Origin of the sequence: Nesterenkonia rhizosphaerae, from assembly GCF_039544555.1 — a bacterium.
In the GTDB taxonomy this organism is placed as follows: domain Bacteria; phylum Actinomycetota; class Actinomycetes; order Actinomycetales; family Micrococcaceae; genus Nesterenkonia; species Nesterenkonia rhizosphaerae.
The window spans coordinates 48,255-64,419 of record NZ_BAABLW010000005.1; the positions used below are offsets into that span (position 1 = coordinate 48,255).

A 16,165-nucleotide genomic window follows, 5' to 3' on the forward strand; every position below is an offset into this window, starting at 1 on the left:
TGCACAGTGAGCACTGAAAACAAGGCCAAGCTGGCCCAGTCGCTGGAGGACCGAGCGACCCGCAAGGCCCTCTACGTTGTCGGTATCGTCGTCGGCGTGCTGGTGGTGGGCCTGACCATCGCCGAAGTCTTTAGCCCCGGCCTTGCGGTCAGCATTGCTGGCGCTGCCGGGCTGGCTATCGAGCAGGTCAAGAGCATCATTGCTGGTATCAGCACTTTGGTGCTGAGCGTTCTGGCGCTGCGGAACCTCACACCGAAGGACGACGAGACCTCAGCGGAGGAGTGGCAGCTCTAGCCTGCCGCGCGCATGAGCCTCACCCCTGGGCTGGATTGGGAACCCCGGGGGTGAGGCTCATTTGTTTCCCCGTCCCCACCTAGCGTCGCCCCCCGCGGCATTCTTAGCCCCATGGCTGAAGGCACCCTCTCCCACCCGTTCCGGATCACTCCACAGGGACATGCCGCCGTCGCTCCGTATGGCTCAGACCAGGCTATCGAGGAGTCCATAGCTGTGCTCACTCTCACGATGACAGGAGAACGGACCCTGGAGCCTTCCTATGGTGTCCCAGACCCCGTGTTTGCAGGTCTGGACGCCACCACAATTCAGACCGGGGTGGACAGCTTTGGCCCCGAAGGCGTGGAAATCACCAGTGTTGAAGAGGAACCGATCAGCGAAAGTCACGCCCGCTACACGGTCAACTGGACACGAGAAGACGATGAAGAGACCGATGGAGGCCCAGCCTGATGACGCAGCCAATCCCTGAGGGGAACCCCGACGCCCCGACTTATGAGCCGCTGGACCTGCTGGACATGGGCACTGAGCGGGACATGATTGACTTCGGGATTCGTCATGCTCAGTCCAAGCTCCCCACATGGCAGCCGGAGGCAGGCAACACCGAGGTGGTACTCATGGAGACCTTGGCGCTGATGCTGGGCACCGAGGTCATGGCTCTCCAGCTAGTGCCCTCACGGCTGTTGGAGTACCTGCTGGACCTCTACGGAGTGACCCGAAGCCTTGGCGCTCCCGCATTCGCCACAGTCGAGTTCACCGTGGCAGGTTCCCAGCCTTTGCACGAGGTTCCCGAAGGAACCCGGCTACGTGTCCACCTGGATGCCACCCAGTCTTACGACATGCTCACCACGGGTCGCCTAACCATCAACACGCGGGACGGCCTGACCGGCACTGTCCGGGTCATAGCTGAAGAGTACGGGCCGCAGCTCAACGGAGTGGCCGCCGGCACCACCGTGGATGTCGTGGACAACCTCCCCTTTGTGGAATCAGCGCAGCTAGTGACCGAGGTTGAGGGTGGTTATCGGGAGGAGTCAGATGAGGAGTTCCACGCCCGCGGCTCTGCGTTGCTGAATCGGCTTACCTCTACGCTGGTGCGGCCAGACCATTTCCAGCACGCGGCCCTGGAGACCCCCGGTGTGGGGCGTGCCCATGTGCTGAATCTCTACGATCCGGCGCGACCAGGTGAGCAGGCCGCCGGACACGTCACTGTGGCAGTGGCAGGCCTGGAGGGCCTGCCGCTAGGCCAGGAGCAGTCCATTGCTCTGCGTGATGAGCTGGAGGCGCAGGCGTTGGCGTCGCTGACTGTGCATATCGTTGGCCCCACCTACACAGACGTGGACATTGAGGTGACGGTGGTAGCCGCTCAGCGGGAGAACCCCGCCGATGTGCAGGCCCGGGTTGAGGAACACCTCCGCCGCTGGCTGAGCCCCACTGTATGGCCTTGGGAGTCGGTCATCCGCCGCAACGCGCTCATTGGGCAGGTGGGCAGCGTCCAGGGCGTCAGCTACGTAGAGTCCGCACCAGACGACATTCCCCTGGAGGGTGATGCACCGCTGCCCCGAGTTGGCAGCATCATCGTGACAGTGGAGGGTGGGCAGTGAGCACGCCGCTCCCTGAGGACCGGGCAGACGTAAACCCCTGGACCCGTCGCTGGTGGGAGTCTCTGCCGCGCCACTACCGCACTGCTGACCGGGAGCAGAACCCCGAAATAGGCGGCGTGCCACTGCTGCGGTTCATGGACGGCGTTGGTGAGATGGCAGGGCGGATACGGCAGATCAGTGACGACCTCTACAACGGGGCCTACACAGACCCCGTCCGAGTGCCAGATCGGGCTTTGCCCTGGCTCGCATTCCTGATGGGCATGGAGCAGGGGCAGAGACTCCAGCACCCCCGAATCCTGCGGCAACGGCTCCAGGCGCTCATCACCGCTGGCCGGACCAGGGTGGGCACCCGGCAGGTCATCGCGGAGAGTGCCAAGGAATTCATGGTGGAGGGCGCTCAGGCGCGGGTAACCCCTCACCGGACCCTGCCGCACACGCTGGTGCTTCATGTGCGTGCTGATGATGTGCTCAACGATGACGTGGAGAATCTGGCCGCTAACGTCCAGTCCGCTGGGTTCGTGCCGGCGGGACACGTCGTGGTGATCAACACTGTTATCTCTACCTGGGATTCCTGGGAGTCCGCAGCCGGGGAGACCTGGGACGATAAGGAGCGCAACATCCAGACCTGGGCACAGTCGGATTCTGCTGGTGTGGAACTAGAGTAATCGTGGCATATATAAGGATGGGTCAGCGGTGTTGCTGGCCCATTCTGCTGTCTTCCGGAGCCCCTTCTGAGAGGGGTTGAAGGCGCGTTGAAAATTTCAACACGGCGGCCAATAGGCCCCAATCCGGCCCCAATTCATCGCAACGAGTCCCAACAGGTTACTAGGGGAGTCCCTGCGTTGGCGCGGTATACGGGGAAATCTGGGTATTCACCGGTGACGATGTCTCCGCCTCCGCTGAGCGCAGCGGGTCCCAGCAATCTCCGCATATGATCGCGGATTCTGATCTGGTCAGCCCTGAAGCAGGCGCACACCCAGAACCGGGCACCCCTCACCGCAGCGGTTAGGGGCCATCCGTCTGCATCTCAGGCCAGTCCCTCGTTGTTGAGCATCTGTTTCCAGGTCTCACCTTCGGGGGCACCCTGGAATAGCACCACTGTGCCCTGCTGAGCCCAAGTCTGCAGCAGAGTCTGAGCGGTGTCCTTAGCCCACGCGGTGACCACCATCGGGCTGCTGGGCTGTTGCGGTGTGGGCTGTTGCGGTGTGGGCTGTTGCGGTGTGGGCTCTTGCGGTGTGTTCGGCAACGGCACCCCCGGCAGCGGTGCATTGAGTTGGTCGGGGTGCTGGCGGACCTCGGCAGAGATATCCAGCACCCACGCCGGGATCTCCAGACCGGTGGCATCGGTGAAGGACGCATCCAGCATTCCATGGGAGATCACCGCCAGATCTGCCTCTCCCAGTGCTTCGGAGTCAAGCCATGCCGAGGGGTGATCAGTCACCACAAGGCTGGCGCGCAGGACCTCGGCGGCGTCGTCGGCTGAGGGCATCATCTGCACCTCGGCCCCCAGCGCCGAAGCCGCTAGCACCAGGGCGGCAGCCTTCCAATGGGTCGCCATATCGAGGACTACCAGCGGCCGGGACTCGCCCACCGGCTCATCTTCGATGTCATATTCATCACGTAGCAGGCCGATGAGCTTGATGGCCCAGTTGGCCAGAACCCGACCGGAAAGTTCCACTCTGTCCCCGGTCTCGGCGTCATAGTGAACCACCGCGGGCTGCGGCCGGGAGGCCAGGGACTCAAGCAGTTGGGCGAAATCTTCAGGCGGCTGCTGGGACGGGGAGTTCAGGGTCAGCGGGCTCATCAGGGATGACATCCTTCGATAGGTTCACAGGGCCTTCGACGACTCGCCGGGAGCACTTGACGAATGTTTACTTACGCCAGTGTAATTAGGTGCAGAGACACCGACCACCAACTGCTTAGAGCGTACAGAAAGCGACTCAGGGGAGGCCCACATATGGGGAAGGCACAGCGGCTGAGCAACATCAGCCCGGACCAGGACGCCAGACCGGTCCGCAGAAGCGGGCTGGATGTGCCGTCAGACTGGTTTGTCGACCCCGCCGACCCGCAGGCCGCTGAGAAGCTGGAGCACGGACTCTCCCTGGAGGAGCAGGCCACCGCATTCCTGGCTGCCCAGGAGGACGCCGAAACAGGTGGCTCGGTGGAAGCGGATACTACCGCAGGCACAGTGACCGCGCTCAGTGAGGCACCTTCCCGCCGCACTGAGCACGGCGCTGAGACTTCTCAGGGTGCCGACGCTGTCTGGCTGGGCATCCCCACCCTGATGCCCGCCGAGCAGGTCGAAGGCGAGTTGGCCTGGCAGGTTGATGCTTTGTGCGCACAAACCGACCCCGAAGCGTTCTTCCCTGAAAAGGGCGGGTCCACCCGGGATGCCAAGAAGGTCTGCGCAGCCTGCACCGTGAAGCAGGAATGCCTGGACTACGCGCTGTCCAATGACGAGCGCTTCGGCATCTGGGGCGGCCTCTCTGAACGAGAACGCCGGAAACTGAAGAAGCGGGCAGTCTGATCAGCCCGACTGCTCAACTCCACATCGCCGCCGTCGTACTGCACGACGGCGGCGGTTTAGCGTCTGCCCAGTGGTCTCCCACCGGACGGGCGCTGAATCTCAGTGCCGCCCTTGAATCCCAGACCAGGCAGCCCGATTCGGTCATCGAACTCAGCTCCGCAGGCTATGCAGGTCCCGAGGATCTGTCCCGTTCACTGCGTTCAAAGCTGCTGAGCAATAAGCGTCACGCCAAGCAGACCACGACTGCAGGACCCGCAGGCAGCAAAACCACCCAGCTGTGGCGCACCCTCGAACGGCACCTTCCCGACGGCTTCAGCGCCCGGTATCAGTGGCTGTGGATTCTGCCCGCTGACGCCGTCCCCGCTCCCGATGCTCTGGAGCGGCTGGAGGACCGGCTCTTCACGGTGAAGGATGAGGCGACGCACTTCCAGTTGGAGATCGTGGGCGCCAAACAGCTCCACGCCGATGCGCCAGAACCGCGCCTGGTCAACGCCGGTCTTTGGAGCGCAGGCTCAGCAGAGGTAGTCACGCTGACCGAACCCCGGGAGCTGGATCAGGGCCAATACGACGGACGGGATCAGGTTCCGGCCGTCTCAGCCCACGGCATGCTCATCCACGCCGGACTCTTCGGCGACCTCGGTGGCTTCGACCCGGCACTTCCCGGGGACTACGCCGCAGCTGACCTATGTGCCCGGGCCCGCGAAGTCGGTGCGCTCACCGTGCTTGAACCCACCGCCCGCATCTGGCGGCCCACTCCGCCCCCGCGCGAGGTGGTGCACCGTTACGGCGGCACACTGTGGCTGCCTGCCCCGCAGCGCCGTGGACAGATTCGTGCCCGGCTGGCGCAGGCCAACCCGATCGCAGTGCCATTCCTCTGGGTAGGGCTCTGGTTGGCGGCTGCGCTGCGGCTGGTAGCCCTGATGGTCTGTAAAGCTCCAGACGCCGCGCTGGGGCAGTTCTTCGCCTCCGCCTCGGCCTTGCTGAACTGGGCTGCCGCCGCCCATGTGCGCCGTTTCCGGGCGCAGGGACGCAAAGCCGCATTGGCCAGACCCGAGCGGCTGCGCCAACTGAGTACGGACACCCACAAGAACTCCACGGACAAGTCCTCCGACAAAACGGCCGACAAAACCGCGGCACGGGCTATTCTCACCGCCGGGCGCAGCGCTGTGGCTCAAGACCGTCTCGATGGCGAGAAACTGCGCTCTCAGCGCCGTCGCGACATCACCGCCGAGACAGTGGGACTGCATGCCCTGCGTACCGGGCGCCGGTCCAGCGCCCAGCCGGGAAGCATCGATCAGGATGATGCGCTGATCGATATCGGCTCCGGTGACGGCGAATTTGATGAGATGCCGGCCCGGCGCTCTGAGGACCGGCTCGGACTCTTCATTGTGCTCACCGCGCTGATCGGCGTATCCCTGGTGGCCTTCCGGGATCTCCTCACAGCCCCGGCCCTGGGCGGGGGAGCAGCCATGCCTGTCTCCGGCTCTATCGGCGAGGTCTGGCAGCATACGGTGAGCTTCCTTGCGGCCGACTCGCTGGGGGAACGCGCCGCCGCTGACCCGTTCTCGCTGTTGCTGCTGGTCTTCTCGGTGCTGAGCGCCGGGCACGCCTCTGCAGTGCTGCTGTGGATCGTGATTCTGGCGGCCCCGCTGAGCGCGGCGACGGCATGGTGGGCTGCCGGGCTCTGGAGCAGCAAAGCCTTCCACCGTGTTCTGGCGGCACTGATCTGGGCACTGGTGCCCGCCCTGCATACTGCTGTGGGCCAGGGCCGGCTGGGCGCTGTGATCGCCCATATTCTGCTGCCGCTGGTGGTGATAGCCGGGGTGCGAGCGCTGCGTGCCCGTAAAGCCCATGCGCTTCACACGGCAGACGATTCGGTACCGGGCACGCGGGTGGCTTCGCTGCGGCTGGCCACCGGCTGGGAGACTGCCGCTGGTGCCGGAATCCTGTTGGCCCTTACTGCGGCTGCGGCGCCGGTGCTGCTGGTTCCGGCAGTGCTGATCTGTGCAGTGGGTGGCCTGCTAGGTGGCCGCGCCGCCCGGGTGCTGTGGCTGATTCCGGTGCCCGCGCTGGCTCTGTTTGCGCCCATGCTGATGTCCGCCGTGGACCGCGGCGCCAATGTGGCCGCTGTGCTGCTGGCCGAACCGGGCCGGGTTCTCAGTTCAGCCCAGGCCGGTATGCCGGCCCCGTTGTGGCAGCAGCTGTTGGGCTACTCGCAGGCTTTCGACGCAGCTGGCGGTCTCCCCGGTGCCTCAGGTATTGATGCCTGGCTGCCGGCTCTGTTCAACGGCAGCTTCTGGACTCTGCGGATCGCGCTGCTGACTGGCGCGCCGCTGCTGGTGATTGCCTTGCTCGCTATTGTGGCCGCAGGGCGACGCCGCCTGGTACTCATTGCCGGACTGATCGCCCTGGGCGCTGCTGGATTCTCGGTGCTGAGCGGGCTGCTGGCTGCAGGCACCGCCGACGGTGAACTGCTGCCGGCTTACTCCGGGCCGCTGGTCTCGGTGATAGTGCTGTGTTTGATTGTGGCGGCGCTGAGCGCCTTGGAGGTCTCCAGCTCCGGGGAATCGGTCTTCGGCGGGCTGTTCGCCCCGGTGGCTGCCACCTTGCTGGTGCTGGCCGTCTTCGCCTCTGGCGTGCTGTGGGCTGCACCGCGGATTCTTCCTGCCTCCGAACGAGGAGAGCAGACGGTCACCGCCATTAACGAGCAGCCAGTGCTGATTGGCCGCGGTGCGGAACGAACAATCCCCTCCACAGCGGCAGATCAGGGCCGCGGCCCGTCCGCACTGCGCACGCTCGTGCTCAGCAATGGTCCCCACGGGGTTTCCGCGGAGGTCGTCGCCGGAGCAGGACGCACCCTCGATAAGCAGCGCACAGCCGTGGCTGCAGACGGCCTGCCGCTATGGGCCACTGAGCAGGAAGACCCTCACGAACCCGGTGAGCTCAACGCCGCCCACCAGTCCCTGGGGGAGTTGGTGGCCGCCATCGTGTCACCGGGCTCACAGCACATTCCCGGGCTGATGCAGCAGTTGGGCATCGGCTTTGTGCTGATCCCCGCCGGCGAGGGTCCGCTGGCAGATGCCGCCGATACCGCTGGCGGACTAGTGCGCGTGGGTCAGACCGATACCGGTGCCCTGTGGCGCGCCGACGTACCCGAAGACAGCGCACTGCCTGCTGCACCGGGAATCGCCGGAGTGGCCACCGCCTGGGCGCGCCTGGTCGATGCCGACGGCGAGGTCCTGGCCCTGCTGCCCAGCCATCAGCAGCGCATCGAGGTGGATCTCGCGAGTATCCGCACCCCCGAGGGCGAGCCGCTGGAGTTCGACAGCGACCAGGAGTATTTCCTGGAAGTCGCCGCTGAACGTGCCGGGGGCTGGCATGCCAGCCTGAACGGAGATTCCCTACGGCCGGCTACCGAGCGCAGCACCGGGGAGGAGGAGCTGCCCTGGATGCGGCGCTTCCACCTGCCGGCTGACACCGGTGAGCTCAGCGCCTACCATCGCTCCACCTTCCAATACCCGGTGCTCATCGGGGTGGGCCTTGTCCTAGTGCTGTTCCTGCTGATTGCCATGCCGCTTCCGCGCAGTTGGCGAATCCAGCCGGTCATCAGCGGGGCTGCGGACCAGCGGGCCCGCAACCCGCTTCGGGAGGATACCCAGCTGTGAGTGCGAAGAAGGTCAGCAAGTACATCCGCCAGCAGCGCCGCGAGCGGCGTCGTGCCGAGAAGCTGCGTGAACGCGAAGCCAAGCAGGCGGCCAAGACGCCAAAACCGAAGCGCAGCCCGCGTAAGCCACAACGCGCCGGTAGTAAGAAGCACGCAACCGCGGCACCGGCACTGACAGGGTCAGAGCAAACACAGGCAACCGGCCCGGCCCCGCGTCATGGAGCCGGGGACCAGCCCAGCGCAGCTGCCCAGCACAGCGCGGACCACCAACACACCGCCAGCCATCAGACTCCAGAGCCCACGCCGGCCCTGGAACGGCTAGCGGCCGAAGACTCCCAGCGCGCCCCCGGCAGCGGCACCCGGGCGGCCGCCGTCGTGGTTGGTCTTGGACTTATCGCCGCCCTGGCCGGTTCCGCCGGATTCGATCTGACCCGCAGCAGCGACCGCACCCCCGCCGGACTTGCCGCGCACAGCATCAGCGCCCCCGCGGTCACTGAACGGATCTTCTGTCCGGCCATGCCTGGACAGCCGGACTCGATCACTGATCAGGGCATGCTGACTTACGCTGAGCGTGACCCCTCAGCCACCTCGCGCATCGATACCGTCATGCTGCCCACCGGTGCAGAGACGGATCCGGTTGCTCAGTGGGCTGAGCTGAGTCAGGAAGGCCGCGGAACAGCAGAGGACGCCGAACCAGGCTTCACCCAGCAGAACCACACCCAAGGCTCGGTCTTGGAGATCCAGCCCCCCGAAAATACCCCCGAGGACCCTCGTGCCCGCCGGGTCACCCTGGCCACCGGCTTCACCTACTACGCAGAATCCGGTCCGCTGGCTGGCCTGGCCGCCGCCCCCTGCACGAATCCGCAGCGTAATCAGTGGTTCTTAGGTCCGGAGGTCGGCAGCGGGGCGATGTCCCTGCTGAGCCTGGCCAACCCGCATGACCGGCCGGCGACGGTGGAGATCACCACCTATGACCGTGAGGGAGATCGCGGATCAACAGGCGCCACCACCGTTTTAGTCCCAGAGCAGTCGGTGCGCAGTGTGAACCTGGCCGGGCTGACAACGGACTCGGCCACAGCAGTGCAGGTCCACCCCTCAGGGGCGCCAGTGGCCGCAGCCCTGCAGTCTGCCCGCACCTCAGGTCAAGAGGGCCTCGGTGTGGAGCTGCTTCCGGCGCAGACCAGCGCACTGTCCCATGTGATGCCCGGTGTGCTCACCGGAGCCGACGACGACGCCGCACAGCTTCACCTCTACATCCCCGGTGATCAGCAGGCCACCGTTGAACTGCAGGTCTTTGATGAGAACAGTCAGGTCCCCACTGAGGCCCCTGGAGTGTTCTCAGCAGAAGCCGGCCGGGTCGCGGTACTGGACCTGGGAGGCTTGGAGTCCGGCAGCTATGACGTGGTGGTGCGCACTGATGTGCCGAGCCTGGCCGCGGTGCGCAGTCCCGGCGATGGTGAGCCGATCATCACTGACACTGGCGGCGGCTTCGATCCCATCACTGGAGAAGCCCTGCCTGAGCAGAGTGAAGAGGACCCTGCTCCGGATTTCAGCTGGTCTGCCTCAGCGGCGGCCCTCAGCCCAGGTTTTGGTGCGCTGCTGCCCCGAGCTGCTTCTCCTGAAGAGGATGAGGAGGCTGCACCGGAGGGCGAAACCGCTGAAGGCAGCGTTGCCGTGGAGCTGGAATCTCAGCTGCGCCTCTTCGCCCCGGCTGAGGAGGACACTCCCGCCGTTGTGGGAGTCAACTTGCGCCTGGTCAACACGTACGGGACCTCCACTGAGCCTTTCACCGTGGAGCTGACCCCCGGGGCGGGACTGACCCTGGACGCTGAGGAGCTGGCCGAGCGGGCCGAAGAGGCAGAGATCGGGGAGGTGGCCGCCGTCGTCGTGGATCACGCCGAGGCCCCGGCCTACGGAACGCTGATCACCCGCAGCGAAGATGGCCGCTTCACCACAACAGCACTGCGTCCGCTGACCCGTGGCGCCCAGCACGTCCCGCTGCATATCGGGCAATAATGCCTGACCCCGGGTCGGTGCCTGATGTTGAGCTGGGCACAGCCGGGCGCAACATGCCCAGCCGGCTCCCAGAAAACTGTGGCTGTGCTGGGTAGGCTCAGGCACCGTGGATTCCAAGCGCCGTTGCACCAGGAACAGCTGTGAACGCCCAGCAGTGGCGACCCTGACGTATTCCTATCAGGATTCGACTGTGGTGGTGGGGCCGATGAGCCTCTACGCCGAGCCGCATACTTACGACCTCTGCAGCGAGCACGCCGACCGGGTCAACCCACCGCGCGGCTGGGAAGTGCTGCGGCTGGAGTACTCCGCAGCCCCCGCAGAGGAGGGCGATGACCTGCTGGCTCTGGCCGACGCCGTACGCAGCCCCCGTGCCCACACGGACGCAGCGGTCCCTGCAGGATCCGCTGAAGAAAGCACCATGCCGGGTTCGGCTGCACTGCCCACCCGGGAATCACGCACCCCGCTGGCACCGCCTCATGGTGACCCAGGAATCGCGCGCGGACACCTGCGCCTCATCCGCGAATAGTCGCGGAGCCCCCGGATGCGCCCGGGAAGCTACGGCGATCGCACTGTTCGGCGCTCAGCGAAGATGCGTCGGCAGATGACGACGACGGCGACCCGCCCCCAGCTGAAGCGCTAGGCTGGATCCCATGCCCAGTACGCCCTCCAGCGCGCCGTCGGGTGCGCCCCAGAACAGTTCAGCTGACAACAGTGCAGCTCAGAATCGCGCCTCTGAGCGCAATGCGCCGCTGACCGATGACATCCTGCAGATTCTGCGCTGTCCGGTCACCGGCAGCCCGCTGCGACAGGAAGGCGATGAGCTGATCGCCACCGAGGATCCCCAGCGCCGCTACCGGATCGAAGACGGCGTACCCCATCTGCTTCCCCACAACGCATAAGGACCACCATGAGCTTTGACTACAAGATCGCAGATATCTCCCTGCACGAGGCCGGCCGCCACCAGATCCGGTTGGCCGAGCATGAGATGCCCGGACTGATGGCCCTGCGCGAGGAATACGCTGAGGAGCAGCCGCTGAAGGGTGCTCGCATCGCCGGCTCCCTGCATATGACGGTGCAGACCGCGGTGCTCATCGAGACCCTGGTGGCCCTAGGCGCTGAGGTCCGCTGGGCTTCCTGCAATATCTTCTCCACTCAGGATGAGGCCGCAGCCGCCGTCGTCGTCGGCCCCCACGGCACCCCGGAGAACCCGCAGGGTGTGCCGGTCTTCGCCTGGAAGAACGAGACCCTGGAAGAGTACTGGTGGACCGCCGCCCAGATCTTCGCCTGGCCCGGAGTTGATGAGGACCCGGCCAAGGGTGCGAACATGATCCTCGACGACGGCGGCGACGCCACCCTGCTGGTGCATAAGGGCGTGGAGTTCGAGGCTGCAGGTGCAGTGCCATCGGCCGCTGCGGAGGACCCGGAGGAGTACCGGGTCATCCTGGAGACCCTGCGGCAGTCGCTGAGCGAGAACCCCAAGCGCTGGACCGGGATCGCATCTCAGCTGCGCGGTGTCACTGAGGAGACCACCACCGGCGTCAACCGGCTCTACCAGCTGGCCCGTGACGGCGGCCTGCTGTTCCCGGCCATCAACGTCAATGACTCGGTCACCAAGTCCAAGTTCGACAACAAATACGGCATCCGCCATTCACTGCCCGATGGCATCATGCGCGCCACCGATGTGCTTATCGGCGGCAAAGTCGCGGTGATCTGCGGCTACGGTGATGTGGGCAAGGGCGCGGCCGAGGCGCTGCGTGGTCAGGGCGCGCGTGTGATCGTCACCGAGATCGACCCGATCAACGCGCTGCAGGCCGCTATGGACGGCTACCAGGTGGCCACCCTGGATGAGGTCGTGAACCAGGGCGATATCTTCATCACCACCACCGGTGGCAAAGACATCATCAGCGCTGAGCATATGCAGCAGATGAAGAACAAGGCCATCGTGGGCAATGTGGGCCACTTCGACAATGAAATCGATATGGCCGGTCTGGCCGCTATCGAGGGCATCCAGAAGATTGAGATCAAGCCCCAGGTGCACGAGTGGGTCTTCCCGAACACTGACGGTAAGTCCATCATCGTGCTCTCCGAGGGACGCCTGCTGAACCTGGGCAATGCCACCGGCCACCCGAGCTTCGTGATGAGCTCCAGCTTCGCCAACCAGGTCATCGCTCAGATTGAGCTGTTCGCCAAGTCGCATAAGTCCTACGACGGCGACGACGCCTACGCCACTGAGGTCTACGTTCTGCCGAAGGTGCTGGATGAGAAGGTCGCCCGCCTGCACCTGGAGGCACTCGGTGCGAAACTCACCGAGCTGACCAAGGAACAGGCCGACTACCTCGGGGTGGATGTGGCCGGGCCGTATAAGCCCGCCCACTACCGCTACTGAGTTAGTCCCGTGGGCGGGGCAACCCCGCCTCGCGTGGGCCGTTGAACCAAGATCGCACCCCACTTCGCGCCATCGCACCCCAGTTACACAGGGGAGAATTGCGCAAGGGGGGTGCGATTTCTTGTGTGCGCACGGGGTTGTGCGCACGGGGTGTACCGCCCAACCCCGGGTGCAGGCCGCTTGCCTGATCGCGTCTAGGAGTACGGCAGGGCGTGAATGCGCTGCTGCAGCGGGGCCTGGCGCTGCAGTTCGCGCATGAGTTTCTGGTACTCGCGATTGCGCCGCTCGGCCATCACTGCGGCTAGAAACTCCAGTGCAGAGGAGGTCGGCGGCAGCGGTGAGACATAGGGGAGCATTTCATCAGCCAGCCGACCAGCGGTCGCCGTCAGGGCGGGCATATTGGCCCCCTTGCCCCCGCGGGCGGTCGCCCGTTCCACTGTGCGCAGTAGCCGCGCAGCTTGTGCGGCCAGCTCATCCGGTATGCGGCCGATATCGGCAATCTGGGTCCAGGAGGCCATATGCTGCGGCACCGGGAGCATCATCGGCGCCACATTCGGATGCCGTGTGCGGATGGCGTAGGTGCCTGCCAGCACATCGCCGAGCCGCTTGCCGCGCTGGGTGAACATCGCAGTGATCAGCGGCAGCAGCCCGAGCGTTAAGTAGATTTCGCCGAAGCCGGTGAGCCAGCGAATCAGCGAATGACGCAGCCGAATGGCCCCGCCGTCGTCGCGCACCACCCGCAGGCCGAAGATCAGCTTCCCCACTGAGCGGCCGCGGCTCAGCGTTTCCACTGTCATCGGCACCACCACGGTGAACAGCACCAGCAGACTCAGCTGCAGCGCCATAAAGGCGGCCTCATCGAAGCTGACCCCGTCGAAGCCGACCCCGAGTATGCCCAGTAAGGCGAAGGTGAGCACCAGGCCCAGCCAGTAGATGAGCAGATCAATCAGCAGCGAGGCCCCGCGGGTGATCAGCGAGGCAGCGGGCAGGTCAAGGGCAACGGCCTCCCCGGTGATCACTGTGCGCACGCTTTCTCGCTTCCTACTTCTGGTGACTGCCTGCTTCATCCGGGAGCTTCTGCTCGGCAGCTCCCGGCCTGCTCTTCTGCCACCCTATAGGCTAAAGCGGTGGACATTGATGCCTTCATTGCAGCTCACCAGGGGCAGTGGGACCGGCTGGATCAGCTGGCCCGACGTCGTCGCCTGCCGGCGCAGGAGGCTGACGAAATGCTGGTGCTCTACCGGCGGGCATCTACTCATCTGTCCATGATCCAAGCTGTGGAGCCCGATTCTCCGGTGGCCGCGCAGCTTTCTGCCCGGATCGGCCGGGCGCGGACGCATCTGACCGGCGCTGGGGAGAACACCTTCACCTCAGCGGCGTACTTCTTCACGCAGACCCTGCCGGTGGCGTTCTATCGGCTGCGCTGGCTGACGCTGATCATCACCGCAGCGTTTCTGGCCATCGGTGTGGGCTTCGGCTACTGGACTTATCAGCACCCGCAGATCGACCTGCTGATGCCTGAGGGCCAGCGGCAGGCCTATGCGCAGCAGGACTTCGTCAACTACTACTCCGAGCACCCGAACTCCTCCTTCGCCTCCCAGGTATGGACCAATAACGCCTGGATTGCCGCCCAGTGCGTGGCTTTCGGGGTGACCGGCATCTGGCCGGTGTACGTGCTGTTCATCAACGCGCAGTCAGTCGGCATCGCCGGGGGAGTGATGGCCGAACAGGGCGCCTTGGCAGACTTCTGGCTCTACATCCTGCCCCACGGACTGATGGAGCTGACGGCGGTGTTCGTGGCCGCCGCCGCGGGTTTGAGGATCTTCTGGTCCTGGGTGGCACCGGGGCAGAAGCCGCGGCTGACCGCGCTGGCAGAAGAAGCCCGGCGACTGATCACGGTGGCGGTAGGTCTGGTGCTGGTGCTGCTGATCTCCGGAATTGTGGAGGGTTTCATCACGCCCTCGGATCTGCACCCAGCGGTGAAGATCACCATCGGTGCCGCAGTGCTTGCCGCCTACTGGACCTACACGCTGACGCTGGGACGGCGTGCCTATGCCGCCGGAGTCACCGGGGATCTAGGGCGCTACGACGCCGGGACCCATCAGCTGACGTCCTGAGCGCGGTGTGAAGCACTGATCTGCAGACTCTCCGGGCGCGTTGCCCAATACCCACGGTCATTCCATCTAGCCTTATCAGTGGCCGATACTGTACGAAAAAGAGGCGAGTGATGAGCCAGAACCCTGACGCACCGCGTGAAAACACTGCGGAGGAGAAGGATTTCGAGTCCGGCCTGGACTACGGCGCCTTCGCCTCCGAGGAACCTGATTTCCCCGACGAGCACCTGAAGAAGGAGCCGACGCCGACCCCGGCAGGCGAGGACGCTGCTGGCGACTCGGCACCTTCACCCTCCACCGATCAGCCCGCCACCACCGTCCCGCCGGTGCGTGAAAACCTGACCCGTTCCCTGAGCGAGGAACTGGCTGCTGCGCGCTCGGCCTCTTCGGCGGAGAAGATCGACGCGGCCTCCAACGCCTCTGTGGATGACACGGACTCCCGCGCCGCAGGCCAGGACGCATCCAGGGATGAAGCCGCTCCGGCAGGCCCAGCTGCACCGGTTCCCGCACCTGCTGCCGATGACCAGCCCACCACTGTGGTGCCGGCTGCCGAGGGTGCCACCACAGTGATCCCCACCGAGCACCGCACTCCGAGCCCGGCAGACACTCAGGCCGCCCCCGGGACCGCAGCCTCCCCGGTACCAGCTGCTGATCCAGCCTCCCCGGCACCGGTTGCGGCCCCTGCCGCTGGTGCTGCAGTCCGTCGTGATGCAGGCGATGAGTCGATCACTGATGCTGATATTGATGAAGAGGTCGCTAAGTCCAAGCGCGGCATCTCTCGATTCCTGACTGTTCTGATAGCGATCTTTACCCCGGTGCTGCTGACGGTGGCTGCGGTGCGCATCGTGGCCTCACCGCTGTTCCTCTACGTCACCTACTGGCGCCCCGGTTTCCCTGCAGACCCGGGCGGTTTCGACCTGCGCGAGCGGCTGCTCTACGGCTCCTACGGCACCGACTACCTGCTGAATCTGGCAGATTCCCGGTACCTGTCCCAGCTGGCGCCAGGTGGTGAGCCGCTGTTCACCGAGGCTGAGGTCTCGCATATGACCGATGTCAAACTGGTCATGTGGTACGCCATGCTGATCGGTGTGGTGCTGCTGGCGCTGACCCTGCTGTTCTTCCTGCTGCTGCGTGCGTGGCGACCCGGCGGATTCGCCCGCGGCGTCTTCGCGGGCGCCTGGGTGACCCTGGGGCTGATCGTCGCAGCTGCTGTGCTGGCCATCCTGGACTGGCAGCGTTTCTTCACCGAGTTCCACCGCCTGCTCTTCGCTGATGGGACCTGGACCTTCTCGGCCGATTCCGCACTGATCCGTCTCTACCCAGAGCAGTTCTGGATTGACGCCGGTATCTGGATCGTGGCTCTGCTGGTGATCTTCAGCCTGATCGCACTGCTGGCCACCTGGCCGACCAAGCGTCGTCGTGCCCGCCGGGCTGAGCGGCTGGCCGAGGTGCACGAGCGCCGTCGTGCCAAGCTGATCGAGGAACTGAACTCCACCAACGGCTAATCACCGTATTGCCGTGAGCTAACTCCCCTGGGCTGCTTCCAGCCTGGGGGAGTAGCATTATCTG

General features: G+C 65.2%; 14 protein-coding genes. 12 read left to right on the top strand and 2 right to left on the bottom strand.

All coding sequences use genetic code 11. The features are described 5' to 3' along the window. Window positions 1-6 precede the first annotated feature (6 nt). The 4 genes from ABEA23_RS04515 (at window position 7) to ABEA23_RS04530 (ending at window position 2,554) form a co-directional block, all read left to right on the top strand. Window positions 7-294: a hypothetical protein gene (locus ABEA23_RS04515; RefSeq protein ID WP_345476880.1), complete on the top strand. Its 288-nt coding sequence runs from the start codon at window positions 7-9 to the stop codon at window positions 292-294. Window positions 295-405: 111 nt separating this feature from the next. Beyond that, a complete protein-coding gene (locus tag ABEA23_RS04520; protein WP_345476881.1) occupies window positions 406-741 on the top strand; it encodes a GPW/gp25 family protein in 336 nt (111 codons plus the stop codon). Further along, window positions 741-1,889: a baseplate J/gp47 family protein gene (locus ABEA23_RS04525; protein ID WP_345476882.1), complete on the top strand. Its 1,149-nt coding sequence runs from the start codon at window positions 741-743 to the stop codon at window positions 1,887-1,889. Before ABEA23_RS04520 ends, ABEA23_RS04525 begins: the two co-directional genes overlap by 1 nt. Further along, a complete protein-coding gene (locus ABEA23_RS04530; protein ID WP_345476883.1) occupies window positions 1,886-2,554 on the top strand; it encodes an SDR family oxidoreductase in 669 nt (222 codons plus the stop codon). The genes ABEA23_RS04525 and ABEA23_RS04530 overlap by 4 nt, the downstream gene beginning before the upstream one ends. 362 nt (window positions 2,555-2,916) lie before the next feature. Here ABEA23_RS04530 and ABEA23_RS04535 read toward each other — a convergent pair whose 3' ends face one another. Next, entirely contained in the window at window positions 2,917-3,693 is a 777-nt protein-coding gene (locus ABEA23_RS04535; RefSeq protein WP_345476884.1) for a TIGR03089 family protein, read from the bottom strand. Between the two features lie 153 nt (window positions 3,694-3,846). Here ABEA23_RS04535 and ABEA23_RS04540 point away from each other — a divergent pair, with 153 nt between their 5' ends. The 6 genes from ABEA23_RS04540 (at window position 3,847) to ahcY (ending at window position 12,482) form a co-directional block, all read left to right on the top strand. Then, the gene (locus tag ABEA23_RS04540) at window positions 3,847-4,416 is read left to right on the top strand and encodes a WhiB family transcriptional regulator (protein ID WP_345476885.1); all 570 of its coding nucleotides are present in this window, start codon (window positions 3,847-3,849) and stop codon (window positions 4,414-4,416) included. Window positions 4,417-4,820: 404 nt separating this feature from the next. Next, the gene (locus ABEA23_RS04545; protein ID WP_345476886.1) at window positions 4,821-8,081 is read left to right on the top strand and encodes a hypothetical protein; all 3,261 of its coding nucleotides are present in this window, start codon (window positions 4,821-4,823) and stop codon (window positions 8,079-8,081) included. Then, window positions 8,078-10,096 carry a DUF5719 family protein gene (locus tag ABEA23_RS04550; protein WP_345476887.1) on the top strand — a complete coding sequence of 673 codons (2,019 nt, stop codon included), beginning with the start codon at window positions 8,078-8,080 and terminating at the stop codon, window positions 10,094-10,096. Before ABEA23_RS04545 ends, ABEA23_RS04550 begins: the two co-directional genes overlap by 4 nt. Window positions 10,097-10,202: 106 nt before the next feature. Beyond that, on the top strand, window positions 10,203-10,622 hold the full coding sequence (locus tag ABEA23_RS04555; RefSeq protein WP_345476888.1) for a DUF3499 domain-containing protein: 420 nt from the start codon (window positions 10,203-10,205) through the stop codon (window positions 10,620-10,622). A 124-nt stretch (window positions 10,623-10,746) separates the two neighbouring features. Then, on the top strand, window positions 10,747-10,995 hold the full coding sequence (locus tag ABEA23_RS04560) for a Trm112 family protein (protein WP_345476889.1): 249 nt from the start codon (window positions 10,747-10,749) through the stop codon (window positions 10,993-10,995). Between the two features lie 8 nt (window positions 10,996-11,003). Then, complete coding sequence (gene ahcY, locus ABEA23_RS04565) at window positions 11,004-12,482, top strand: adenosylhomocysteinase (protein WP_345476890.1); 1,479 nt, start codon at window positions 11,004-11,006, stop codon at window positions 12,480-12,482. A 194-nt stretch (window positions 12,483-12,676) separates the two neighbouring features. Here the strand turns inward: ahcY and ABEA23_RS04570 are convergent, their stop codons facing one another. After that, window positions 12,677-13,510, bottom strand: a complete 834-nt coding sequence (locus tag ABEA23_RS04570) for an RDD family protein (RefSeq protein ID WP_345476891.1) — start codon at window positions 13,508-13,510, stop codon at window positions 12,677-12,679. A 99-nt stretch (window positions 13,511-13,609) separates the two neighbouring features. Here ABEA23_RS04570 and ABEA23_RS04575 point away from each other — a divergent pair, with 99 nt between their 5' ends. Both ABEA23_RS04575 and ABEA23_RS04580 read left to right on the top strand, forming a co-directional pair. After that, a complete protein-coding gene (locus ABEA23_RS04575; RefSeq protein WP_345476892.1) occupies window positions 13,610-14,599 on the top strand; it encodes a stage II sporulation protein M in 990 nt (329 codons plus the stop codon). A gap of 110 nt (window positions 14,600-14,709) precedes the next feature. Next, complete coding sequence (locus ABEA23_RS04580; protein WP_345476893.1) at window positions 14,710-16,101, top strand: DUF1461 domain-containing protein; 1,392 nt, start codon at window positions 14,710-14,712, stop codon at window positions 16,099-16,101. The last annotated feature ends 64 nt before the right edge of the window (window positions 16,102-16,165 follow it).